At 71.0% G+C, this 24,392-nt stretch carries 20 protein-coding genes; 6 read left to right on the top strand and 14 right to left on the bottom strand.

Annotated elements, in window-relative coordinates:
- Positions 1-34: 34 nt before the first annotated feature.
- Together Ade02nite_RS07330 and Ade02nite_RS07335 are read right to left on the bottom strand one after the other, a co-directional pair.
- Complete coding sequence (locus Ade02nite_RS07330; protein WP_203760757.1) at positions 35-4,084, bottom strand: AAA family ATPase; 4,050 nt, start codon at positions 4,082-4,084, stop codon at positions 35-37.
- 7 nt (positions 4,085-4,091) lie between these two features.
- Positions 4,092-4,421 carry a CU044_2847 family protein gene (locus tag Ade02nite_RS07335; protein WP_203760758.1) on the bottom strand — a complete coding sequence of 110 codons (330 nt, stop codon included), beginning with the start codon at positions 4,419-4,421 and terminating at the stop codon, positions 4,092-4,094.
- 360 nt (positions 4,422-4,781) lie between these two features.
- Here Ade02nite_RS07335 and Ade02nite_RS07340 point away from each other — a divergent pair, with 360 nt between their 5' ends.
- From Ade02nite_RS07340 to Ade02nite_RS07350, 3 genes are all read left to right on the top strand, one after another.
- A complete protein-coding gene (locus Ade02nite_RS07340; protein ID WP_203760759.1) occupies positions 4,782-5,441 on the top strand; it encodes a hypothetical protein in 660 nt (219 codons plus the stop codon).
- The gene (locus tag Ade02nite_RS07345; protein WP_203760760.1) at positions 5,438-8,647 is read left to right on the top strand and encodes an ATP-binding protein; all 3,210 of its coding nucleotides are present in this window, start codon (positions 5,438-5,440) and stop codon (positions 8,645-8,647) included. Before Ade02nite_RS07340 ends, Ade02nite_RS07345 begins: the two co-directional genes overlap by 4 nt.
- Positions 8,648-8,748: 101 nt before the next feature.
- Positions 8,749-9,468 (top strand): GAF and ANTAR domain-containing protein, encoded by a 720-nt coding sequence (locus Ade02nite_RS07350; protein ID WP_203760761.1) that lies wholly within the window; start codon positions 8,749-8,751, stop codon positions 9,466-9,468.
- On the opposite strand, the gene Ade02nite_RS07355 is transcribed toward Ade02nite_RS07350, so the two are convergent.
- The 7 genes from Ade02nite_RS07355 to Ade02nite_RS07385 form a co-directional block, all read right to left on the bottom strand.
- Positions 9,463-12,090, bottom strand: coding sequence for an Eco57I restriction-modification methylase domain-containing protein (locus Ade02nite_RS07355; RefSeq protein WP_203760762.1), 2,628 nt, complete (start codon positions 12,088-12,090; stop codon positions 9,463-9,465). The genes Ade02nite_RS07350 and Ade02nite_RS07355 overlap by 6 nt on opposite strands.
- 5 nt (positions 12,091-12,095) lie before the next feature.
- Positions 12,096-12,839, bottom strand: coding sequence for a CPBP family intramembrane glutamic endopeptidase (locus tag Ade02nite_RS07360; protein WP_203760763.1), 744 nt, complete (start codon positions 12,837-12,839; stop codon positions 12,096-12,098).
- 31 nt (positions 12,840-12,870) lie between these two features.
- Positions 12,871-13,101, bottom strand: a complete 231-nt coding sequence (locus Ade02nite_RS07365; protein ID WP_203760764.1) for a 2Fe-2S iron-sulfur cluster-binding protein — start codon at positions 13,099-13,101, stop codon at positions 12,871-12,873.
- Positions 13,098-13,928 carry an FAD binding domain-containing protein gene (locus Ade02nite_RS07370; RefSeq protein WP_239168593.1) on the bottom strand — a complete coding sequence of 277 codons (831 nt, stop codon included), beginning with the start codon at positions 13,926-13,928 and terminating at the stop codon, positions 13,098-13,100. The genes Ade02nite_RS07365 and Ade02nite_RS07370 overlap by 4 nt, the downstream gene beginning before the upstream one ends.
- A 95-nt stretch (positions 13,929-14,023) precedes the next feature.
- On the bottom strand, positions 14,024-14,644 hold the full coding sequence (locus Ade02nite_RS07375; protein ID WP_203760765.1) for a fasciclin domain-containing protein: 621 nt from the start codon (positions 14,642-14,644) through the stop codon (positions 14,024-14,026).
- Positions 14,645-14,727: 83 nt separating this feature from the next.
- The gene (locus Ade02nite_RS07380; protein ID WP_203760766.1) at positions 14,728-15,408 is read right to left on the bottom strand and encodes an anti-sigma factor; all 681 of its coding nucleotides are present in this window, start codon (positions 15,406-15,408) and stop codon (positions 14,728-14,730) included.
- Positions 15,362-15,940 carry an RNA polymerase sigma factor gene (locus Ade02nite_RS07385; RefSeq protein WP_203760767.1) on the bottom strand — a complete coding sequence of 193 codons (579 nt, stop codon included), beginning with the start codon at positions 15,938-15,940 and terminating at the stop codon, positions 15,362-15,364. Before Ade02nite_RS07385 ends, Ade02nite_RS07380 begins: the two co-directional genes overlap by 47 nt.
- Positions 15,941-16,073: 133 nt before the next feature.
- On the opposite strand from Ade02nite_RS07385, the gene Ade02nite_RS07390 reads away from it, so the two are divergent.
- Both Ade02nite_RS07390 and Ade02nite_RS07395 read left to right on the top strand, forming a co-directional pair.
- Complete coding sequence (locus Ade02nite_RS07390; protein ID WP_203760768.1) at positions 16,074-16,889, top strand: DUF4397 domain-containing protein; 816 nt, start codon at positions 16,074-16,076, stop codon at positions 16,887-16,889.
- On the top strand, positions 16,886-17,566 hold the full coding sequence (locus tag Ade02nite_RS07395; RefSeq protein ID WP_239168594.1) for a class F sortase: 681 nt from the start codon (positions 16,886-16,888) through the stop codon (positions 17,564-17,566). Before Ade02nite_RS07390 ends, Ade02nite_RS07395 begins: the two co-directional genes overlap by 4 nt.
- 59 nt (positions 17,567-17,625) lie before the next feature.
- Here Ade02nite_RS07395 and Ade02nite_RS07400 read toward each other — a convergent pair whose 3' ends face one another.
- The 3 genes from Ade02nite_RS07400 to Ade02nite_RS07410 form a co-directional block, all read right to left on the bottom strand.
- A complete protein-coding gene (locus tag Ade02nite_RS07400) occupies positions 17,626-20,322 on the bottom strand; it encodes a penicillin acylase family protein (protein ID WP_203760769.1) in 2,697 nt (898 codons plus the stop codon).
- Positions 20,323-20,484: 162 nt separating this feature from the next.
- Positions 20,485-20,754 (bottom strand): hypothetical protein, encoded by a 270-nt coding sequence (locus Ade02nite_RS07405; RefSeq protein WP_203760770.1) that lies wholly within the window; start codon positions 20,752-20,754, stop codon positions 20,485-20,487.
- A 21-nt stretch (positions 20,755-20,775) separates the two neighbouring features.
- The gene (locus Ade02nite_RS07410) at positions 20,776-21,687 is read right to left on the bottom strand and encodes a pentapeptide repeat-containing protein (RefSeq protein WP_203760771.1); all 912 of its coding nucleotides are present in this window, start codon (positions 21,685-21,687) and stop codon (positions 20,776-20,778) included.
- Between the two features lie 410 nt (positions 21,688-22,097).
- On the opposite strand from Ade02nite_RS07410, the gene Ade02nite_RS07415 reads away from it, so the two are divergent.
- Positions 22,098-22,844, top strand: a complete 747-nt coding sequence (locus Ade02nite_RS07415) for an ATP-binding protein (protein WP_203760772.1) — start codon at positions 22,098-22,100, stop codon at positions 22,842-22,844.
- 139 nt (positions 22,845-22,983) lie between these two features.
- Here Ade02nite_RS07415 and Ade02nite_RS07420 read toward each other — a convergent pair whose 3' ends face one another.
- Together Ade02nite_RS07420 and Ade02nite_RS07425 are read right to left on the bottom strand one after the other, a co-directional pair.
- Positions 22,984-23,568, bottom strand: a complete 585-nt coding sequence (locus tag Ade02nite_RS07420; RefSeq protein WP_203760773.1) for an FHA domain-containing protein — start codon at positions 23,566-23,568, stop codon at positions 22,984-22,986.
- Positions 23,565-24,392: hypothetical protein (locus Ade02nite_RS07425; RefSeq protein WP_438870973.1), on the bottom strand; the 828-nt coding region annotated here is incomplete at its 5' end. The genes Ade02nite_RS07420 and Ade02nite_RS07425, both read right to left, overlap by 4 nt.

Genomic DNA, 24,392 nt, shown 5'->3' on the forward strand with positions numbered 1-24,392 from the left:
GCCCGCGCGGTCGGAAGCGTTCGTGCGAGCGTCCTCACAAGCCCTTGAGGACGAGTGACAGCAATCCGTGCTCGAGCCCGATGACCATGTGATCACCGATGCGGCGACATGCGCGCGCCCGGTGATGGACAGGAATCACCCGATGGGCGCGTCCCAGTCGGGGATTCCACAGCCGGACGGTGCGGTCCAGACTCGCCGACACCAAGACCTGGTGCCCGGCCACGTCGGCAACGTCGAGGCCGGTCACAGCTGCGGTATGACCTGTCAGAACCCTGATGAGCCGACCGTCCTCAGCATTCCACAAGCGGATGCTGCGGTCCGCGCCGCCGGTGACCAGCACCGTCCGTTCCTCGAGGACGATCGAACACAGGGCGTCGACCGCACCCTGATGCCCGTGCTGTTCCCATGCCACGCAGCCGTCGCTGCGCCAGAAGCGGACCACCCCGCTGTTGTCCCCCGAAGCCATCGCAGTTCTTTCGGCCCGGCGGACTGCGGCCAGTGAGGTCACCCAGTCGCGATGGCCGACCAAGAGGCCGCGGATCGTGGCGGTGCGGGGATCCCAGAGACGTATCGTCTGGTCCTCACCGGCCGAGGCAACAAGAAGGCCATCTTCACCGGGAAACACGGCTATCGCGTTGACCTGATCGGAATGCTGCCGGAATTCGCGAACCAGTTCCTCGTCAGTCAGGTCCCAAAGCTCGACGGTGGGGATCCGGCAGGCCGCCGCGAGGTACAGCGTTTCCTCATCCTCGACGACGCCGAGAGCGTTCACCGTTCCGGCGTGAGTGCGTAGTTCGATACGCGGCTTCCCGTTCGCTGAGTCGTGAAGGCGGACTACACCGTCGCTGTGGCCGGCCACAACCAGAGTGTCGGCACCCACACGCACACCACACACGTCGGCGACAGCGCCGGGCAACGCGCTTACCGCGACCTTCTGCGGCAGTTCCTCCGCCGGGTTCCAGAGCCGGACAGTTCCGTCGTCTCCCGCGGTCGCGAGCATGTGGGGACCGGGCATCGGCAGCGCGCAGATTGCCCGAATCCAGCTCGCGTGGCCGTGCAGCGTTGAGCGCTCGGTCAACGTGGCGACGTCCCACAGCCGCACCGTGCCGTCCTCGCTGGTGGCAGCCAGCAGGTCCCCCTCGGATCCGCGGACCGTGCACAGGTCGGTGACCGGGCTGCCGCCGCCGGACAGTGCGGCGTGAAGCTCTCCGGTCAGGGGATCCCAGACCCTGACTATGCCGTCGTAGCCGCCCGACGCCAGGAGAGCGCCATCCGGCTCGGCAACGGCGTACAACGTCGTCAGCCATCCGGCACCGGCCCGGAGCGTTTGCTGGAGGCCGCCGGTCAACGGGTCCCACAGGCGGATGGTTCCGTCGACGCCCGTGGTGGCGAGCATCCCGTACGGTCCTGCCGGCACGTGGGTCACTGCCGTGACCCAGCCCGTGTGACCGGTCAGTGTGTGAATCGCGAGACCGCCGGCCACATCCCAGATCCGAACTCGCCTGTCGTCGCCCGCAGAGGCGAGCAGATCGCCGCTCGGCAGCGGCAGGGCGCACAGGTTGCGCACCCAGTCACCATGGCCGTGAAGGCTGTGCAGCCGCACACCCGAGCGTGGATCCCAGATTCCTATCGTGCCGTCGTGGCTGGCGGTGGCGAGTCGTGTGTAGCCTCCCGCGGTGACCGCGCAGAGGCCACGAATGCAGTCGTCGTGACAGGAGATGACCCTGACCGTCTGATTGGTGAGAGGGTCCCACAGCCGGACCGTGCCGTCCTCTCCCGCCGAGGCCAGCAGATGCCGCCCGTCGACCTCGATGGCGCAGACGTCGTGGACAGCGAGGGAGTGACCGTCTAGAACGGCGCTCTCGAGCCGTGGCGGTGTGGTCGCCCAGTTGGCCTCGTACGGCATGTCCATGGCGCCCGAACTCATGCCGGCACGCAGATCGTCGAGTCGGTCGACGACCGAGAACAGTGCCGCCCGCTCCTCCGGTGGGGCGTGAAACGCTTGTGGGGTGCGCTGAAGCAGGCGCCGGCGTGCCTGTCCCGATTCGGAGCGGCCTGAGCCGGCTACGGGCAGGAGTCTGTCCAGGCGCGCGTGCAAGAGGTACTCATCGTCGTTGAGCAGGTCGTCGACCGACCCGGCGCGCGCGGCATGCTGAGGCAGCGAGCGCAGAAGGTACTGCGGGGCGGCAGCCCAGGTCTCCTTGCGGCCGAGGCCCGTCCAGGTGCTTACCAATCGCTGTTCGTCGGAGACCCACTGGCCGGTAGCTCGCCGCTCGGTCAACAGCGCATCGTTGAGCGCCTGGTGAAAGAGCCGGTAGATGGGCCTTCCCGGATCTCCGGACTCCACCAGGAAATTGGCTGCCGATGTTCGAGCGAACTCGCCTAACTGCCCCAGTGTCACGGTGGCGCCTAGAGCGGCGACGGCCGCTTGCCACAGCCGCAGAGGCAGGCCCGGAGTCTCAGCGTAGGCGAGCGCGGTCAACACCAGCCGCGCCGGAACCTTCCCGGCGTTGGGTAGCTCCGTGACGTACTCGTGGAGCGTGTCGCCGACAGTGGCGGTGAACGCGACGTGTCGTGGATCGACCGGGGTCAGGTCGCGTAGAGCCCGGGTGCGTGCCACCAAACCCGCGATGAGGAAGTTTCGGTCGGCGAGAGCGGCGATGCGCGCGGCTAGTGGTGCGGCGACTGCCGGGTCGGCGTAGGGTGCAAAATCTCGATCCGCCCCCGTGAGCTGCAGGGTTGCCTGCGCGTAGTCGGCCAGGTCTCCGGGGGAGAAGTACTCCGGCGCGTCCAGGTCAATCTTCTCGGCGTCCGAGCCGAACGCGCCGAGAAGGTCACCGAGGTCGTCGGTGCGCCGGGTGCCCACCACCACCTGCGCTCCCAGATGCCCGCACGTACGAGCCAGTGGAACCAGCACCTTGTCCACCAGTTCGCGTGTATCCGCGGGGGTGGCCGCCTCGTCCAAGGCATCCACCACCACGTTGAAGCGGGCCGGGCGAGACTCGAGACGATGGCGGAGCGCGGGAATCAGATCTGCCGTGGCGTTCGGAAGTCCCGTACCTATGCCACGGGCGATCTCCCCGGCGACCTCGAGCGCCGTCTTGCCCTTGGCATGGACAGCGCAGGCGACCGAGCCGACGGTGGCTCGTTCGGCGGTGTCTTCAGCAGGCAGGGCCTCGTTGATCTCGGCGTCGGCGGTGGTAACCACCCGGCCCAGCACGGCAGACTTGCCGACGCCCGGCGAGCCGGTGACTACCATAGGCCGCCCGTCGGCGTCCGGGCGATCGAGGAACTGACGGATTCGCCGCAGCGCGGCCGACCGGCCACGAAACCGATGTCCGGTTTCCGCGCCAGAGGCGACCCCGCGAGCGCGAGGAAGCCAATGTCGGCGTGCTTCCCCGTCCGTCGCCAAGGTCCAGCCCCAGGCGGCGTGCGTCAACTCGTCGGCGTCAGCCAGCCGCCACGCGTCGAGCGTCGACAGTTTCATGCCGGGAAGGTGTTCGTCCGCGTACGCGAGGGTGAGCGCCTGACCTGATTCCGTCGCCGGATCGGCAGCCACGATGATCCCTACGACAGCGTCGTAGTCGGGAGACCAGAGCGCGGCGCCGCTGAACCCTTGCGTGACGCCCGTGCCGCGTCCGCTCCCCATCTGGATGCGCCCGTAACCGCCTTCACCGTCGATGACGCCGGTCGCCGGGCGGCCCCCGTCACTGTGCCGCGGAAACCCATAGGCTCGCCAAGTCTTGCCGATGAGGTCGTGGCCGGATGGGCGGCGGAGACGGGCCGGCTCTACGCCAGGGGGCACGGGCTCGTCCAGCTCCAGGAGAACCAGGTCGAGCCTGCCTTCCGTGCGTCCGTTGAAGGCGCATGCCCGCACTCGACGGCGCATGCCCGGCGCCACATGGAAGGCTCGGGGGAACGCGACCCACAGGTCACGCAGTGATTCCTCCTGAAACGCCACATGCTCGCAGGCGAGGACGAGCTTGTCGGCGATGACGACGCCGGCGCCCAGGGGCGCTTCGTCGTATGGATTTCCGTGGAGGGCCACGGCCCATGACTCAGCGGGCAAACCGGTCGCGCTCATCGCGACATCAGCCGCCGGCGAGGGGTCCCGGATGTGCCCCGCTTTCCGGTTGCCAGGAGAGCGTGATCTCGAAGTTGGCCTCGCTCGCGGCCTTCGCCACGATCCAGTTGGCTGTGCCGGTGACCTTGATGCCGAACTTCACCTGCACCGAGTCGGGAGCGAGCTGCTGCACCTGGTCCAGCACCGCACGAGCGGCTTCGATCGAGGGTGCTGCCGCCTCACGTACCCACCCGGCGATGTCGCCCAACCCGGCGGGCTGGAAGCCGGCGGGCGGCTCGAACTCGAATTGGGCGACGGTCTTGTCGTCCACCTGGTATCGCACGACCTCGGAAGACACCGCCACAACCCTCCAAAGCGTCGTGTGGGCGTACCTGAAGGACGGGCACACGACATGAAGACTCCCCGCCCGGAGACATGTTTCCCACGACGACCCCGGAACGCAATGGGCCAACCGTTGATCAATTCTGTCGACCGTGGTGGCGATCGTCTCAACCTCACGTCACCAGCGGGTCTGGAGATCAATATCAGTTTTGTCGTATTTTTGCGGCCTCAGTGGGACCTTGCGCCCCGCCGATACCGTCGGCAGAATCGGGGCCGGCCCGGAGGCGCGTTCCCGGGCGCATCCCTTGATCATTATTTCCGCCATCGGCGCCGACGCCCGAATCCGGGGATGTGGCGCCGGAGAGAGGCAACGGGCATGCCGGATAAGGAACTGACCGTCGCGCAACGTATGACGCTCCTGGCCTTGATGATCAAGGCGGGAACCCTGCCGCGGACGTTCCTGGCCAACACGGTCAAAATCAGCCTCGATAAGACGAAGCGTACCGAGCTTGTCGCACAAAAACTGATTACGGTGACCGAAAGTCCCATCATTCTCGAACTCACCGAGGAAGGTTGGGGAAGGGCCATCCAAGAGTTTGAGAAAGGTGTACCGCAACGTGGCGGAGCGCTCGGCGGTACGCTTTATCTTCTCCTCGGCTTCCTGCGCGCACATTTCGAGCGTAACGATCTTTCGGCGGCTGAGTTCTTCGCTTCTATCTCGTCACAGCAGTCCCCAGGATTCGCCTCGACACCGGAGCCGGCCGACGATTCCGACATCGAAGCGGAGATCCGCAGGGCATACGATGGCGCGGCGCCGAGGCCAGGGGCCTACGTCATGCTGGAAGATCTGCGTAAGGCTCTGCCGAGTGGATTCGGCGCCGGCGCTGTGGACGATGCATTGCTGCGCCTCGACCGCGCTCCCGACGTGCACCTCATCCCGGAGTCCAACCAGAAGGTGTTGACTCGAGGCCAGCGTGATGCGGCGATCCGCATCGGCAACCAGGACATGCACCTTCTCGCCATCCGTGCCAGATGAACGAAGAACAACGCCGTGCGCTGACGGCGCTTCGCTTCAACTGGGCACCGACCCCGGACGACGTATGGCGGCCCGCGCCCTTCCACGTCGAGGGTTTGCAGCGAGACGTCGTGCAGACCGTACTCGACGGTGTGGGAGAGGCTCGGCGCAGCACGGAGTCCAGCCCCATCGGCGTGGCCATCCTTGGGCAACGCGGTACGGGAAAGACGCATCTTCTAGGCGCGGTCCGCGAACGGGTGCAGGCTGAAGGCGGCTACTTCTTCCTCATCAGCCTGCTCGAAACGAGCGCCTTCTGGCGGAGCACGGCTCTTTCCGTCCTGGACGGCTTCGCGAGGCCGACCGCGGGTGGAAGCAACCAGCTCAAGACCTTCCTGCGTCGCCTGGTGGATACCATCAGCGCTCCCCGCGCTGTGCGACGAGCGGTCATTGGCGAGACTGAGCTGAGCCGGCCGGCGCTCGATGCCTTCGCCGACCTGATCCGCAAGCACAACCGGCAGATCGGAATCGAATGCCAGGACACCGCGCGCGCGCTCGCCCTTCAGGCCGCCGACGCTTCACGAACTCAGGACATCGGGTACGAGTTCCTGTGCTCCAACGATGAGGAGGAGCCCGGCGACCGCGCAGCGTGGGGCATGCGCCGCGGCAAGCGATCCGCCCAGGAGGTGATCCGCGACATCTCCCGTCTGCTCGCCTTGACCGGGCCGACGGTGATCGCAGTCGACCAGATCGACCTGCTGATCGCGCAGTCGACGAAGGCCACCAACGCCAAGGGTGACAGGGTAACCGACTGGCAGCAGGCACTGTTGCTCGAACAGATCGCGGGCGGCCTGATGGCGCTTCGGGAAACGACCCGTCGCTCCTTGTCCGTAGTCACGTGCCTGCCGAAAACCTGGATGGACATCACGACCGAAGCGACAGACACCGTTCAGGATCGCTTCCGCGAAGCAGCGCCGCTGCGCCGCATCGCCACCGCGGACCTGGGCCGTGAACTGGTGGAGAAGCGCTTCGCGCCCCTTTTCGACGAAGTCGGCTTCGTTCCGCCCTATCTTACTTGGCCTATTTCGCCCGAAGCCTTCGCCGAGGCGCCCGGCTTCACTCCGCGCGAGCTGCTCCGGACGATCGACGGCCATGTCCGTGCGTGTCTGGCCACCGGGATGGTGACGGAGCTGCGGAACCTCAACCCGACGAGAGCAGCGGCGGCGGACCAGACAGTCGCTCCTGCGCAACCGCTGGACACTTTGTCCGGAGCGGACTTGGTCGGCATCGACGACAGCTACGCCGAGCTGGTGCGGCATGCCGACTCGCACGCCGCGCTCGACCAGCAGTTCGAAGACACCGAGGTTCCGGCCATTCTCGCGGCGGGCCTCACGGCCTGGATCGCCGAGCAGGGCCCTGTCGGCGAGCGCTTCAGCATCGACCCGCAGGCCGGCGGAAAGCCCGCCCTTCATGCCCGGCTTCGACGCAGCCTGAGCGGTGAGGACGCCGATGACGTCAAATCTGAGGACGAGGAGCACTGGGCCTTCCGAGCCGTCGGCGCCACACACCCTATCGCCGTGCTCAACCGCATCCGCAACGCGGTGACCACGGCCGGCCTGACCAAGGGCATCGCCAAGCGGCGGCTCTTTCTGCTGCGCAACCTCGACGTCAATCCCTGGTCGAAAGGCACCCGTACTCAGGAGACCGTGAAGGATCTCATCGACGCCGGTGGTCGAGTCCTGTCCTTCACCGACGAAGATGTCAGGCGGCTGACCGCGCTGTCCGGACTGATCGCTAAGTACGGCGCCGAGCCGCTGGTGCCGTGGTTCCGCGACCGCCGGCCGACAGCCTCGATCGGGCTGATCCAGGAAAGTCTGGGAGCCGCGCCGGCTGGCCCCTCGTCCCCCGGCGCAGCGGAGCCGAGTCCTCCGGTCCGAGGTGGTGCCCCCACGGTCGGCGACACCGAGTCGGCGCTGCCAGACGCCCCCGCGCCGGACGAACGTGGTGTGACCGTAGGAACGGCTTCGGAGGATGGGCGCGCGGTAACTGTCGACCTCGAGGCCCTCCGGCGTCACACTGCGATCTTCGCCGGATCGGGTTCCGGAAAGACCGTACTGATTCGCCGGCTCGTCGAGGAATGCGCGCTACGTGGCGTGTCGACCATCGTGCTTGATCCCAACAACGACCTGGCCCGGCTCGGTGAGCCCTGGCCCGACCGCCCGGAAGCCTGGCAGGAGGGCGACGACGAGCGGGCGGCCGACTACTTCCGGACCACAGAGGTCGTCGTCTGGACGCCGAACCGCGACAGCGGGCGCCCGCTCAGCTTCCAGCCGCTTCCCGATTTCGGCGGCATCCTGGACGACCCCGATGCCTTCACCGCCGGTGTGGACGCGGCCGTGTCGGCGCTGGCTCCGCATGCCCGTGTGGACGGCAAGACCGATAAGGCCATTCTCGGCCGGGCGGTGCTGCGAGAGGCGGTGATGAGCTACGCCCGGACTGGAGGCGGCCCTCTGACCGGGCTCATCGATCTGCTGAACGATCTGCCGGAGGGCGTTAGTCTGCTCGATGATGCCACCAAGCTGGCGGGCAACATGGCCCAACTGCTCAGGGCGGCTATGGTCAACGACCCTATGTTCGGGGGCCGTGGCGCACCGGTCGATCCCGGTGAGCTCTTCACCCCGTCGCCGGGCCTGCGCGCTCGGATTTCGGTGGTCAGCTTCGTGGGCCTGCCGGACGAGCAACAACGTCAGAACTTCGTCAATCAACTCCAGATCGCCCTCTTCTCGTGGATCAAGCGGCATCCCGCCGGCGACCGTCCACTCGGCGGGCTGTTCGTGATGGACGAGGCGCAGACTCTTGCGCCCTCCGGGGCGATGACGCCGTGTACCCACAGCACGTTGGCGCTCGCCTCCCAAGCGCGCAAGTATGGCCTCGGTCTGGTGTTCGCCACGCAGGCACCGAAGGGCCTGCACAACCGGATTCCCGGCAACGCCTCCACTCAGTTCTTCGGGTTGCTCAACAGCCCGGCGCAGATAGGGACGGCGCAGGACATGGCCCGAGCCAAAGGCAGCAATATCTCAGACATCGCCCGGCTCAAGACCGGGCAGTTCTACGCCAGCGTCGAAGGCGCGGCGTTCGTCAAAATGCAGTCCCCGCTGTGCCTCAGCTATCACCCGAGGAGCCCGCTCTCGACAGAGGAGGTGCTGGAGAAAGCATCGTTCGGCAAGTGACGATGCTGAAGGACTCAGGGCGACCGCCGCCGCCCTCGGGCCCTTCGGGAGACATGCCGACCGGTAGGTGAGGTTTGCGCCAGAATGGGTATGCGGGGGCGGTGAGCGGGCAGACACCGCAGCGCGGGGAGCTGGCCGGCGCCATGGCCGGGCTGGCGGGCACCCCGGATGACTCGCCGAGCGTGGATGGGCGGCTGGCGGCCATCGCGCGGCTCGCGGCCGGGCGGGTCCGCGCGGCGGAGTATGCGTCCATCACGGCGCTGCGCGGTGCGGCGTACACGTCGGTGGTGGTGAGTGACGAGCTGATCCAGGCGGTGGACGACGCCCAGTACCGCGACGAGGCCGGGCCGTGTGTGGAGGCGCTTCGCGACGGTGCTCCCGTTGCCGTGCCGGATGTCGGCGCGATCGTGCGGTGGCCGGGGTTCCACGAGGAGGCGGCTCAGCTCGGGCTGCACGCGTCGGTGTCGGTGCCGCTGTTCGCCGGGCGGGGGGAAGCCGTTGCCGTGCTCAACGTCTATGGGCGCGACCATGTGGCCATGGCACCGCTGATCGCCGGGATCCTCGTCGTGCACGGGGGGCTCGGGCGCGACGATGTCGACGAGGCGCAGCTCACCGAGCTGGACGCCGGTGGTGAGGAGCTTGTCGCCGGCTACGCCGCGGCCCTCGACGTCCGGGCCACCATCAAGCTCGCGGTCCGGCTGATCGGGGCGGCCCGGGAGTGCGGGCCGGACGAGGCGTACCTCGTGCTGTGCGCCCGGGCGGAGGAAGCCGGCACCGACCTCGCCGACGTGGCCGCCGACCTCGTCAAGAACGGGCTATGACGGCAGCCGGGGCCCGTGGCCGGGCGGTGGCGTCACCGTCGGCGTGCGGCCGTCGCTGCCCTGCGCGGCGATCCGGTCGTACGCGTCGAGGATCAGCTGTTTGGTGCGGTAGGTGCCGTGCGCCGCGATGTCCTTGCGCCGCACGATCGGGAAGGTCTCCATGATGTACGCGGCGTCGTCGCGGGAGGCGCCGTAGAGGTGCAGGAACAGCGCGTCCAGCTCGGCCCGGAGCAGCTCGCGCCGGGCGTCGTCGCGGACGAACGGGGCGCCCGTGTCGCCGAGGTCGGTGGCGAGGCCGGCCAGGTCGGCGGCGGTGTAGCACAGCTCCAGCACGCGCGGCAGGATGAAGTCGCCGTGCCGGCTCAGCGTTTCGGGGGTGGGCACCGGGATCTGCTCGAGGATGAAGAAGTTGAGGTTGGCGCCGGCCGCCTTCTGCCGGACGATGTAGTCGCAGACGAAGCTGCTCAGGGCCGCGAGCAGCAGCGCGGGACGGTCCGTGAGGATCACCGGCATGCTGTTGCCGACGCCGGCGAGCGGGAGGGCCGAGGCGATCAGCGACCGTTCGTCGGTGCTGCGGCAGACGTTGCGGTAGCCGAGCAGCCACGGGTCCCGGCGGCGCACGGCGGACGACGCGATCCAGTAGCGGGGGAGCGCGACCCACCGGTGGTCGTAGTGGCGCACCATCTTGCCCTCGTAGAGCGGGAGCATGCGCTCGCCGTCCCGGTGAAAGACGGTGCCGTCCAAGGTCCAGCCCGCCGCCTCCAACTCCTCGCGCCGGTGGAACAGCCGCGAGTCGTTCGTCATGTCGAACATCCGCAGGAACGACACGGTCCACGCCTCGGCGAGCACGGGCAGGCGGCGGTAGATCCGCAGGGTCAGCTCCGCGTCGTGCCGGCCGCGAAAGACGGGGCTGGTTCCGGTACGGGGATTGAGCAGCTGAATCTCGCCGGGGGTGAGGGTGAACCGGCGCGCCGGATCGGCCAGCTCGGCGGGGTCGCGGAGGAAGAACGCGAAGTCGGCGGCCGCCTCGCGCGACGCCCGGCCGGCGAGCGACAGCAGCGCGAACTTGAACGAGCGGTGCACCCCGGCGAACAGCGGCGCCGAGTTCTCGAAGTCGTGCAGCGCGACGAGGGCGCCCCGCCGCACGAGGTCCTGGAAGAAGAACCGGGTGGTCGCGTCGGTCGCGATGCCGGTCGGCACGATCAGGCCGAGGCGCCCGTCGTCGGCCACCAGCGTGCGCCCGGTCTCGGCGAACACGGCGTACGTGTTGATGTCGCCCCGCCCGGTCAGCGGGTTGCGGCCGGAGTCGCGCAGGAAGCGGCTCACGCCCTCCGCCTTGCGCTTGGCCGCCTCGTACTCGGCGTGCAGCTCCCGCCGGGCCGGGTCCTCGCGCAGCGCCGCGATGAGCCGCTTGCGGGCGGTGGCGGTGCCCGCGGTGGCGATGGCGGCGTCGCGCTGGGCGAAGAACTCCTGCTCCTGGAGCTTGATGCGCTCCCACGGCGGGTTGCCGACCAGGCACGAGAAGCCGCCGGCCGCGAACACCTCGGGGAACTCCAGGTGCCAGTGGAAGAAGGCGTGCTCGTCGCGGGTCCCGCCGGTCAGCGCCGCGCACCAGGCGTCCGCCTCGTCGCGGGTGCCGTGCGGCAGCACGTCCGGGGTGGCGCCGACCAGCGCGTTGCCGTGCCGGAGGTGGCCGTCGAGGGAGCTCAGCGGCCGGCCCGGCTCGGCCGCCTCCAGCCACAGCGCGATCTTGGCCAGCTCGACGGCCATCGGGTCGAGGTCCACGCCGTACAGGCACCGGCCGACCACCTCGCGCAGGGCGGCGCCGACGGCCTCCGGCGACGGGTCCGGACCGCGCGCGGCGGCGACCCGCCGGGCGATGCGCCGGGCCGCGGCGACCAGGAAGTGTCCCGAGCCGCAGGCCGGATCGCAGACGGTCACCGCCAGCAGCGCGGCGTCCGCCCGCTCGGGGGCGGCGCGCTTGACCACCTCGTCCAGCAGCGGCTCCAGCGTCGCGTCGAGCAGCGCCTCCACCAGGGACGACGGCGTGTAGTACGACCCGCTGATCTTGCGGTTGTTGCCGGCGATGGCGACCAGCTCGAACGTACGGCCCGCCGCGTCGAGCCGGGGGACCAGCCCGAGCAGCGACTCGTACGCGGAGCCCAGCTCGTCCGCGCCGAGACCGCGGAAGTCGCGGACCGCGGTGAGATGCCCGACGGCCGTCAGCAGGTCCTCGTCGTCGAGCGCCGGGCCCGGCAGCGCGCCGTCGAAGATCCCGCCGAGCCCGGGAAGGCCCAGCTCGGGACGGCCGCCGGGGTCGCCCAGCGCGGTCAGCACGGCGGTGAGCGAGCGATACAGACCGGCCTGCGCGGTGCCGCGGCGCAGGCGCGCCGTCGAGTAGTGCCGCGCGTACCGTTCCCGGGCCCGCCGGCCGGTGCCGGGCGCATGGAGGACGTCGCGGTCCTCGGCCACGAAGAGGAACAGCAGCTGGTAGACCAGCCGCAGCAGCGCCACCGGATCGAGGCGGTGCCCCGGCTGCCGCAGGAAGCCGGCCGCCAGCGCCACGACGGCCTTGCGGACGCCCTCGGCCAGCTGCTCCGGCCTGCGCGACGGTGGGGGCACAGAGATCAGGCCAGGCGCAGGGCGGCCAGCGCGGTGCCGACCAGCACCCCGAGTCCGTTCGTGGCCCAGTGCAGGGCCGCGGCGGCCAGCAGGCTCCCGCTGCGGCGGCGCAGCTCGCAGAGGAGCAGGCCGGCGACGGCGGTGAAGGCGATGGCGCCCAGGACGGCCAGCACCTGGCCGGTGAGGCTGGCGCCGACGGCGGCCCGCACCGCCTGGTTGGCCTCGTTGAGGCGCAGCGACGGCAGGATGTGCCAGAAGCCGAAGAGGACCGACGACGTGATGCTCGCCAGGACCGCGCCGCGGTGGCGGCTCATCAGGCCCAGCAGGACGCCGCGGAAGGCGACCTCCTCGAGCAGGACGGTGCCGAGCGGGACCACGATGAACGCGGTGAGCAGGGCCGCGCCGGGGTGCAGGTGGTAGCGGGCGTCGAGGAACGCCGAGCGGGTCAGCGGCAGGGCGGCGCCGATCGCGTAGACGGCGGCCACGGCGAGCACGGCGCCGACCGCGTACTTCAGGCCGGGCAGCAGCGTGCGGCGGGACAGGCCCAGGTCGTGCCAGGTGAGGCCCACCCGGCGGGCCAGGAGCACGAGGCCGAGCGCGACGACCGGGCCGGCGACCAGGCCGGTGTGCCGCGGGCCGTACTTGTCGGCGACGTTGACCGCGGCGAGGATCAGGACGACCGCGCCCAGCAGCAGCAGGAGGCGCCGGCGCGCGGCGACCGGGGGATGAGGGGTGACGGAGGAAGACATCGGGGCGGAAGCGTACCCAGGAAAAAGCGGATCATACGAACGGCTCGGCCTCGCGTGGTGCCGGATCGGCGGCCGTGCGCACATGAGCTCCCTCACATTGGACGGCGAGCATCAGGCAGGAGCGGACCGTCTCGCCACCGACCGTGACCGCGCACGTGCCGCAGGTGCCCTCGTAGCAGCCGCGGCGGCACAGCACGTCCGCCAGGGTGTGCAGCGCGTCGACTTCCCGGGCCTGGCGACGCCCGTCGATCGTCAGGGTCACCCGCACGTGGTCCCCCGCCCTTCCCGCGCCTGGGTCAGGGCCCGCCGGGTCATGACCTGGATCGCCCGTTGCCGGTCGGCGTCCGGCACCTCCCGCGCGGCGGCCCGCGCGGCCTCGGTGATCGCCGTGTCCGAGAACGCCGTGCCGATCAGGGCCCGCTCGGCCGCGCGCGCCCGCACCGGGCACGGCCCGGCGTTGACCAGGCCGATCGCGGCCGCGGTGACCAGGCCGTCGGTCACCGTGACGGCGGCCATCGCGGCCGCGTCGGCCCAGATGCCCGGCCCGCGGCGGTCCTCGGCGTAGCCGGCGCCGGTGCCGGGCGGCAGCAGCGGCAGGCGCACCTCGGCGAGCAGCTCGTCGGGCCGCCGGGCGGTCGTGCCCGGCCCGGTGAAGAACCGCTCCACCGGCACCGTGCGGCACCCGTCCGGCCCGCGCAGGGACAGCGTGGCGCCGAGGATCAGCGCCACGACCGGCCACTCGGCCGCCGGATGCGCGTACGCCAGACTGCCCAGCATCGTGCCGCGCGCCCGGATCGGCGGGTGGCCGATGTGCCGGACGACGACCCGCAGCAGGTCGCCGAGGGCCCCGGCGACGGCGCCCGACTCGAACATGCGGTGCCGCACCAGCGGGCCCACCCGCAGCGCGCCGCCGTCCTCCCGGAGCACGTCGAACTCCGCGACACGGTTGATGTCGACGACGCGGCGCGGGTGAACGTTCTGCCTCGCCATCTCGAGGACCAGGCTCTGGCCGCCGGCGAGCACGCAGGTGCGCCCGTCGGCCAGAGCGGTCAGGACCTCGGTGACGGTGGTGGCGGGGATGTACTCCACGGCCCCTCCCGGTAACGGAGACAGGGCACATAGTGCCGGTAACGCTTGACCGCCGACAACCTTTCCACCCGTACGGGTGGGGCCGGGAGCGCTCGTCAGGGCAGGTCGGCCGGGCGGAGAACGCGGTCGACGCCGTGGCCGATCTGGCGGTTGCCCTTGTTGATGTCGAACCTGACCACCCGCGGGTTCCGGTCGTCACGGTCGGCGTCGACCAGGGTGACCCGCCACCACGACACGTCGACCTTCACCGCGGAGCCGGCCGCGGTCTTCAGCGAGGCACCATCGGCCTTGTACGCCGCCTTGCGGTCGATCGTGGCACCGGGCACCACGTGGTAGAGCAGGACCGACTCGACGGTGCCGATGCCCAGCCCGGCGACCGCGGTGAACGCCTGCTGCTCGCCCGGCAGCCGCTTGCTCTTGCGCAGGTCGGCGACGAGCAACTGGAACGCGCGGTCGTTCGGCAGGAACGCGGTCAGCCGGGTCTTGCCGTCGGTGAGCACCTTGACCGGGCTGGACGGCTTCGCCTTGAGCACGGCGAGCACGGCGGAACGCAGGATGTCGTAGTCGTGCCCGTTGCGGTCGAAGCCGGCCTTGCCGGCCGTCAGCACCGAGGCGAGCGACCTGGTGCCGGTGCCGTGCGCGGAGGCCGGCGCGGCGGCGAGCATCGAGGTGGTGAGGGCCGCGGTCGCGACGGCGGCGGCTCGGGTGAATCTCATCGTCGTGCGTCCTTTCGAGTACGGGGTGGCGGCATCGTTGCCACCACCCCGTTCTTCGCTCGCACCGCCCCCGGCGGATGCACTCAGGACGTCAAAGTCCCCCGCAACAGGCTGCGGCCCGAATGGGCGGCGTCCCCGTCGTGCGGCTCGTCGCTGATGTCGACGAGCCGGTAGCGGTTGAGGTCGGTGCCGGGCGGCACCGGCAGCACCACGTCCGGCCTGTCGGTCAGGCTGCCGATCGCCACCATCTTCGTGAGATCGTCCGGATCGATCAGCCACACCTCGTGGAAACCCGTCGTCAAAGGCAGGTTTCGTACGTCGACGCGCATCTCGCCGTCGGACAGCACCCGCACGGTGCCGCCCGCCGAGGCCGGAACCGTGGCCAGCGGGGTCAGCGTGGCCCGGGCCGTCACGGACGCCGCCGGTGGCCGCGACACCAGATAGGCGACCGTGCCGCCGGCCGCGACGACCAGGGCGGCCGCGGCGGCGAGGACCGGCCGCACCCAGCGGGCCCGGCGCCGGCGCCGGGCGGTGAGGTCGGCGACCGGGGTGATCTCGGCCGCGATCGCCCGCCACACGTGCTCCGGCGGGGGCGGCAGGTCGCGTACCTCCTGGCTCTCGCCGCCGAGCTCGGCGACCTCCCGCAGGGACGCGAGGTCGAGACGGCAGCCGGCGCACCGCTCCAGGTGGTCCGACTCGCTCGCGTCCACAGTCTCCTCAGAGAGCGCGAGAAGGACCAGCCGATCGGGATCCAAGTGCTGCACCGTCCACCTCCCAACGACGTCGCAGGGTCGCCATTCCACGCCGGATATGGCTCTTGACCGTACCGAGCGGGAGCCCGGTCACGGCCGCTATCTGGGGATGGGTGAGATCGTCGTAGAACGCCAGCTCGAGCGTGCGCCGCTGATCCTCCGGCAGCCGGCCCAGCTCGTCGGCGACCACCAGCCGGTCGAGCACCCGTTCCGGCGTCTCCGGGCCGCCCGGCGGGGCGGGCTGCGCCCGTACCGTCTCGGTCACCCGGTCGTCGCGCGCCGCCGACCGCAAGCGGTCGACGGCCTTGCGCCGGGCTATCCCCAGCAGCCAGCCCAGCATCGTGCCGCGCCGCGGGTCGTACGTGTCCCGCCCGGTCCACGCCGCCACGAACGTCATCTGGGTGACGTCCTCGGCGTCCGCCCGGTTGCCCAGCAGGCGCTGTGCCAGGTACAGCACGGCGCCGCCGTGACGGTCGTACGCCGTCCGCAGAGCCTTCTCGTCGCCGTCGCGCAACCGCTCGGCGAGCTCGTCGTCGGAGCTCATCGACCTCCCTTCCGCGCATAGGTCCTCTGGAGGTGTTCGCTCGGCGGGCCCCCGGCAGATGCATGCATCTGTTCGCGGCCTCCCCGGCGAAGGACCGGTCGTACGGCATCAACGACCCGTTCGAGGAGCATCGATGACCATTCTGAAGCGTGCGGCCGCGACCGGTGCGGTCGCCCTGATCGCTCTCGGCACCGCTGGCTCCGGCCCGGCGTTCGCCGGCGCCCGGGCGAACTCGCAGGTGACGGTCGTGCACGGCATCCCCGGGCAGCCGGTGGACGTCTACGTGAACGGCGAGAAGACCATCCCGGGCTTCCAGCCGGGCAAGGTCGCCGGCCCGCTGAGCCTGCCGGCCGGGCAGTACGACATCGCGCTGACCAAGCCGGGCGACGCGGTCGGCAACGCGCTGCTGACCGTCGACGACGCCGAGGTGCCGGGCGGGGCGAACCTGAGCCTGGTCGCCCACCTCACCGGGGACGGCAAGCCGGCGCTCACGCCGTTCGCCAACGACACCGGCAAGCTCGCCGCCGGCAAGGCCCGCCTGATCGTGCGGCACACCGCGGCCGCCCCGGCGGTCGACGTCCGGGCGGGCGGGCAGCCGGTCTTCGAGGACCTGACCAACCCGAAGGAGGCCAAGGCGGACGTGGACGCGGGCACCGTCTCGGCCGACGTGGTGCTGGCCGGCACGCAGACCCGGGTGCTCGGCCCCGCCGACCTGGACCTGCGCGAGGGCACGGCCACGATCGTCTACGCGGTGGGCTCCGCCGACGACGAGACCCTCGACCTGGTGACCCAGTCGATCACCGGCCTGCACTCGGCCCCCGGCGGCGTCCCCAGCGGCGACGGCGGCCAGGCCGACCGCGGCGTGTCCCTGCCCTGGTACGGCGTGGGCGGCGCCGGCATCCTGCTGACCCTGCTCGGCCTGCTCCGCCTGCGGGCCGCGCGCCGGTGAGCAGCACGCGCGGCGCGTCCCGGCCCCGGCCGGGGCGCGCCCTGCTCCTCACCCTGACGGGCCTGGTCCTCCTGACCGGGTACGGGGCGGCAGCGTGCCGATCGCGGCCGGCGGCCGACTTCGGGTCGCCCCCGGCCTCCCCGTCCGGCCCGTCCGGCTTGTCCGGCTCGTCCGGTGCGCCCGCGTCCCGCGTCGCGGTGCGGGACGGGAAGCCCGCCACGAAGGCCGCGCCGGACGCCCCGGCCCGCCTGCGCGTCCCGGCCCTCGGCCTGGACGCCACCGTCGACCCGGTCGGCGTCGACCCGGCGACCGGCGAGTTCGCCGTCCCGCCGAGCGTCGACCGGGTCGGCTGGTACCGCTACGGCCCCGGCCTCACGGCCCGCACCGGCTCGATCGTCATCGCCGGCCACGTGGACAGCGCCGAGGAGGGCGAGGGCGCCTTCTTCCGCCTCGGCTCCCTGAAGGCCGGCGACACGATCACGCTCACCGGGCCGGGCGAGCGCACCTTCCGGGTGGTGGCCCGCGAGCGCTACCGCAAGAGCGCCATCCCCCTGGACAAGTACTTCGCCCGCGACGGCCCCGCCCGCCTCACCCTGATCACCTGCGGCGGCCCCTTCGACGAACGAACAAGGCACTACCGAGACAACGTGGTGATCACCGCCGTCCCCAGCCCATGAGCACTCCGAGCGGTGACCAGCGGCCCGGCCACCCCACGGTGGGCCGGGCCGCTGCCGGGTCAGGGTGTGGTCAGCGGGTAGGTGTCGTTGGCGAGCCAGCCTTTCAGCAGGTTTTGTTCGAAGCGGTCCCCCAGGTCCTCGCTGGTGCCGCCGGGCAGGGAGTCGATCGTGCGCCAGCCGGCGGGCTCCGCCTGGGCCACGAAGCGGCGCGACGGGACCAGGCCGATGGTGAACTTCTCCGGGGTGTCGGCGCGCAGCGGATGGCCGGCCACGTCGGGGACGTTCGGGCCGCCGTCGACCGGGATGCCGGGGAGGCCGGGCAGGGGCGGGGTGAAGCGGTTGCCGGCGGACGGGATCGTGTAGGGCGCGCCGAGGGGCGACGTCAGGGTGACGCGGTGCAGCCTGCCCCAGCGGTAGTCGCGCTGGTCGGGCGAGTTGGCGAAGGCGGACGCGAAGGTGTCGCCCGCGGCCAGGGCGAGGGCGTCGCCGAGGCTCTTGAGTATCAGGTAGTCGCGGCGGTCGGCGCGGTCGGCGATGCCGGGCACCGCGAAGAAGTCGATGCCGGACTCGCCCACGCCGCCGCGGGCCGTGACGCGCTTGAGGGCCTGGGTGGCGTGGAAGTCGGGCGGCACCGCGAGGCCCGGCGGCAGGTGGCGGTCGAACACCTCGGTGATGAAGCGGCCGCGCCACAGCACGTAGATCGTGGCGGCCACGCTGTGCTCGATCTCCTGCTCGGTGGGTGCGGCCAGGCGGTCCCCGTCGTCCACGGCGTCGTAGCCCTCGGGAATGCCGGTCGGATAGGTGTGGTTCCAGCGGGCCAGCCGCCCGGCCGCCTCCGCGATCCGTTCGTCGGCGGCGAGCTTGGCCAGCGCGGGTACGGTGCTCGCGCGCGCCCGGTCGTACGCGGCCTTCACCATCGGCGCGAAGAGCTGGGCGTCGATCGACGTCGTGTCGGCCTGCATGGCGGCGACGTCGGCGGCGGTGATGCCGCCCCTGCGCACGGCGGCGCGGACCATGTCGGTGATGCGGCCGGCGCGGAAGCCGTTGTGGAAGAAGCTCAGGTACGCGATGCCGCCGCCGGGGCGCCGCTGGTTGAGCATGTCGTTGTCGAACGTGTTGGTGGTCGGGTCGTTGTTCGCCGACACGACGAACCCGGCGGCCGGGTTCACGACCTTCGGCAGCTTGGCGAACGGCACGATCTCGTACGGCACGGCCTGGTGGGGTTGCCGGGTCCTGACGGGTAGCCACTCGTTGCCGCCGGTGCCGTCGCGCAGCAGATAGGGCGGATTGCCCCGGACCTTGCCGGCCTGCAGGTCCTCGCGGACGGGCACCTCGGCGTTGGTGAAGTACGCGATCGTGCCCGTGCGGTCGGCGTACACGAAATGCTGTCCGCCGACGTCGAAGCGCTGCAGGGCGTCGCGGAAGTCGCCGACGTCGCGGGCCAGGTTGAACAGCCGGAACGCCTCCATCTCGGCGGTCGGCGAGAAGCCGGTGTACTGCACCGAGATTCCGGTTCCGGCATTCTGGTCGTACGTGAGCAGCGGCCCGTTGTTGCGGCGCGGCACGATGAGCGTCCGCGCGGGGACCGAGCCGCCCGCCGGCACGACGTCGAGCGCGTCCAGACGACCGGCCGCGCGCGGGTTGACCCGGAAGGTCTCGGGGATGGCGAGGACCGGCTCCAGCGTGCCGCGGTGCACGGTGGACAGGCCGCTCGGCGAGGCGGTGTCGGGTTTGACCTGCTCCGCGTACGTGTCGCTGACGTCCATGAAGTGCTGGGTGGCCCCGTACGCGATGTGCTTGTTCTGCCCGAGGATCACGAACGGTGATCCGGGGAGGCTGTCGCCCTGCACGTCGAAGCCGCCGCCGCGCAGGTCGATCGGGTGCCAGGTGGACGGCGACTCGAGGCCCAGGTGCGGATCGCTGGCGAGGATCGGCCGCCCGGTCGCGGTGTGCCGGCCGCCGATGGCCCACGAGTTGGAGCCGCGGTCGCCGGAGCGGTTGAGCGCGGCCGCGATCAGCGGCGCCCGCTCGGCGCGGTCGAGGTAGGAGGCGGCCATCCGCGTGACGGCCTCGGGCAGCTGGGCCGACGTGGCCCGGGAGGCGTCACCGCCGGGAGAAGGCGGGCGCGACGTCGCGTCGGCGACCGGCGAGGCGGTGGAGAAGGGCGCGAACGGCATCAGGTCGCCGAAGACGGTCTTGTGGCCGTCGAACCCGGCCGCGTCGTAGCCGCGTACCGCCGTGGTCCGGTCGATGTCCAGGTCGAACGAGAGACTGAACGCGAGCGACTTGAGCACGACGAGGCTGTCCACCTCGGTCCACGGCGCCACCTTCGTCACCCGTACAGCCCGATATTGACCTGGCAGCTCGCCCCGGGCGAGCCAGGCGTTGACCCCATCGGCGTACGCCCGCAGCCCCGCTCGCGTCTGCGCGGACAGCAGGGCGAGCCCGCGCTCGGCGGAGCGGCGCAGCCCCATCGGGCGCATCTGCACGTCGCTCGCCAGCGCGCCGGCCCCGATCAGCTCGGCGAGCGTGCCCGAGCCCCGCCGGCGCGAGACGTCCATCTGGAACATCCGGTCCTCGGCGTGCACCATGCCCTGGAGGTAGAACAGCTCCCGCTGACTCCCCGCGCGCAGATGCGCGACCCCGTAGGCGTCCCGGACCACCGAGCCTTCCGCCGCCGCGGCCGGCGGCACTCCGCTGAGCAGCCCCCCGACCAGCGCACCGGCGGCGGCGAGGGCGATGTGAGGCCTGTGCATGAACGACTCCTCTGAATCGTCGAATGGACAGACCTCGTTCGCGCTCACCACCCCACAAGACGGAGATCAATAGATTTAGTGACGAGGGTCACACTCAGGCTTGCTTCGTGTCCTGCCCTCGGCGAGCGACGGGAACGCTCATTGAGCACACACTGAGAAAGGCTAGGAATCGACGGGGGCGTCGTCGGGATCCACGAATTTCGGGCCGTTGGTGTCGCTGACCAATCTCCAGTAATGCCGGGGGTCGTCATGTGGGCACGACGGAAACGTCGTGCTCCGTCGCAAATGCTTCCTGCGGAGGGCGCAGCTCAACTTGTAAAAGCCGGAGCGAGGCACCGTGCCGCCCGGGCGCAGCACTCCGCCGACGGCGGCTTGCCCGCCACTGGAGGCCGCATTATCCGACTCGTTCGCTTCGGCCTTTTCCTGCTGCATGGCCTTCTCCCCAAAGGGCGTTCAGCTCCATTTCTCCAGCCAGCAGTCTAGCCAACCGAGGACCGGAGTTTCGGTTTTCGGGCAACCCGGCGGAGACGCCGACCGGCCGGGACAGCCGCGGTGAGGCGGCACTGGCGCCCGGGAAAGCGTTCCCTCGACACCCTGAGGCAGGTTTCTCGCATCGTCGACGTAGGTCGGCAAGCTGCCCCCGCCGATCACGACGTCGCGCATGTCGGCCCCCGTCAGGACGGTCCTCGTCAGATCCGCGCCAGAGAGATCGACGCCGGCGAAGCTCGCACGGGAGAAGTCGGCATCCCGCAAGTTCGCGCCGCGAAGGTCGGCCGTGGCCACGTCGGTGTTCTCCGCCGTGCCGAGATACGCATCGTTGACCAGGGCGCCCGTGAAATCGGCCTCATTGAACTCACTTCCCTCCAATTGCGCGTCCGGCAGGGACGCTCGGGCGAAGCTCGCTCCCACGAAGATCGAGGCGTAGACGACGGCGCCGTCCATGTCCACACAAGTCAGATCGGCGCCCGGCAGATCGACCTCCTTCAGGCACGCTTGCCGAAGGTCCGCCCTGTGCACCCGCTGTGCATCGGTGAGGTCGAAGAGCAGGAGCCGCAGGGCCGCGACGACGTCACGAGGTGTGGCGTCGCCCTCTCGGCAGATTTTGGCCGGGTCGGCCTGTGCGCCATCCATCTGAGTTTTCGCCCGGACGAAGTCGATAAGCAGATCGGTGATGACCGGCCGGTCCTCGTCCGAATCGAGGGCGAGCTCCCCGAGGGCGTAAATGGCGCCGACTCTGGTATCCGGTTTTTCGCTGCCCAACTGCTCGATCGCCGTGGAGAACCGGTTCGTCAGCTGCCCTTCTTCGGTCACCCGCAGAGACAACCCGGATATCAGAAGAGCGAACATCGCGGTGAGCGTCGTCAAAGCGGAGACAATCCGAGGGCCGATCGGATGCGCGCCGCGGCGCCCCTGAAGGTCGCGGGCATTCCGGCTATCGGCACCGCCTGCCGGCCGCCGGCTGAGAGGCGTCCTCTGCGCACGGGTGATGCCCCGGCCTCGTCGCCGGGGGCCAGGAGCGGCCATGGGCCGGACGTTATCACCATGAACATGACGAACGGTCCGTATTGGTCGATATCTCGTCCCGCGATGGGCGTCATAGGCGAGCGCCATTGCGGCGCCACCGAGAGGCAGACGCCGTGCTTGCGGAAGGCGGTGTGGGGTTCGCGCAGTCGACATGCCGGCGGAGAGGGTCTTCGTTCGGCGGCTAGTTCCGGGGGCGGTCGCGGGCCAAGGTGGACTAAAGCGGTCCAAGTACGGCATTCGGAGTTCGGCAGGTGAAGACGGCGACGCACCGTGACCTGGGCACCGGCGTGACCACGGTCCGGCTGATCGGTGAGCTGAGCAGGGAAAATCTGCCGGCGGTGCACACGGCTGTGGTGAAGGCGGCCGCGGAGTGCCCGGCGGCGGTGCTGGTGGATCTTACGAGTCTGCACTGGGCGAGCACGGGTCATCCGGCCGTGTTCGCGACGGCAACGCATCAGGCTCGGGTGCACTGGAGTGTGCCGGTGCTGTTGTGCGGGGCGGAGCCGTGGCTGGTGCGAGGGCTGGCGGCGTACCGGAGTTTCGTCGCTCTCTACGAGGATCGTCTGCAGGCGCTGACGGCGCTGCGGGCCTATGTGCCGCGGTGGATGCGGCGGCATCTGGGGCCGGTGCTCGGCAGCGCTGCCGAGGCGCGGGAGATGCTCGGGGAGGCGTGCCTGATGTGGGACGTCGGGCACCTGGCGGACAACGCGCGGCTGGTGGCGTCGGAGCTCGCGTCGAACGCGATCCTGCACGCGCGCACCGAGTTCGACATCACGGCGTCGTTCACCGGGCAGTTCGTGCGGATCGCGGTGCGGGACGGCTGCCACGCGATGCCGCGGGTGGTGGAGGCCGCGCCGGGCAGTTCGATCATCCGGGCCGGCTCGGGGCGGGGGATGCGGCTGGTCACAGCCGCCAGCACCCATTGGGGCGCCACCCGCCTGCGCGACGGCAAGATCGTCTGGGCACTGATCAAAGCCGCGCGATCAAGCCCCGGATAGGCGCGGCCGGGCCCGCGATCAAGCCGCGGACAGGCGCGGCCGGGCCCGCGATCAGGCTCCGCATAGGCGCGGCCGGGCCCGCGATCAAGCCCCGGACAGGCGCGGCCGGCCCGCGATCAGGCGCTGACAAGGGCTGCGGTCAGGCGGTCGGGAGGCCGCGGCGGACGGCCTCGCTGGCCAGGCGCGGGCGGCGGCGGTCGTCGTTGGTGGTGAGCTCGAACTTGTCGTACAGGTTGGTCAGGTGTTTCTTGACGGCGCTGTCGGACAGGCCCAGCTCGGCGGCGAGCTCGCGCACCGACGGCGGCGACGGGAAGGCCTGACCGCCGGCGGTCAGGGGGCGGCAGAGGGCGGTGAGCACGTCACGCTCACGGCGGGTCAGCGGCGGTACGGGCGGAGCCGGGTCGACAGTCACCGTGTCGGTGGTGGGCTCGCTCGCCGGGGAGCGGAACAACAGCCGCGCCGGGCCGACGTCGATGCGGTCGCCGTCGTGCAGCGGGCGCGCCTGCCGCAGCGGGACGCCGTTGACCGTGGTGCCGTTGGTGCTGCCCAGGTCCCTGATCGACCAGCCGGACGGGAACCGTTCGAGGGCGGCGTGCAGTCGGGACACGCGGCGGCTGGCGACCGTCACCTCGTTCGCGGGTGCGCGGCCGATGGACAGCAGGGCGCCGTCGAGCGGCACGAGCCGGACCCGCCCGCCCTCGTGCACCTCCAGGTGGGCCGTCACGGGCAGTGTTCCCCGGTGGCGACGGTCAGCGGGCCGGCCAGACCGGTTCCGGTCATCGTCATGGTGGCCCGGGCGCAGCCGGTGAGCGGCATCGGCTCGGTCCACTGCTCGATCGGCTGGCCGGCGGAGACCGCGGCGCGCCCGCCCGGCTCGGCCGCCACCCGCACGCGCCACTGCCCGGTCGCGCCGGCGTTGTCGCGGTATTGCTTCCAGACCCACGCGTACGCCATGACCGCGCGGCAGCCCGGCGACCAGTACAGCTTCACCGACACGGCCTTGAAGCCACCCACATAGCCGTACGCCGACCGAGCGACCTGATAAGCGTCGGCGTAGCAGCGCCCGGGCGGCGGATCGTCGTCCCGCGCGTACGCGATCGCCCCGCTGCCGGTGACCGTCACGGTGCGGTCGAGCACGCGCAGCGTGGCCTGCCGTGCGCCCGCCGCCCGCGGCTCGAAGACCAGGCTCACCTGGCACGTCGCGCCCCGCGCCAGGACCCGCCCGGCGCAGTCGCCGGCGGCCAGCCGGAAGTCGCCGCCGTCGAGGGACACCCGCAGCGGCGGCGTCGCGCGCGTGCCCGCGTTGCGGACCGTCACGACGTGCGGCTCCGGTTCGGCCGTCACCTTCTGCTCGCCGAAGCCGACCGCCGCCGGCGTCTCGAGCCGCGTCGGCGTGGCGGCCGCCTCGGAGCCGCCCACGGCCAGCGTCACCGCGACCGCGGCCAGCACCGGCAGGACCCTGCCCCAGCCGCGGCGCACCGGCGGCTCCCCGGCCAGGGTGACCGACAGGCCCCGCACCGCCCGAACGCGCGCCGACAGCGACGCCCC

It is taken from the genome of Paractinoplanes deccanensis (assembly GCF_016862115.1).
Taxonomy (GTDB): domain Bacteria; phylum Actinomycetota; class Actinomycetes; order Mycobacteriales; family Micromonosporaceae; genus Actinoplanes; species Actinoplanes deccanensis.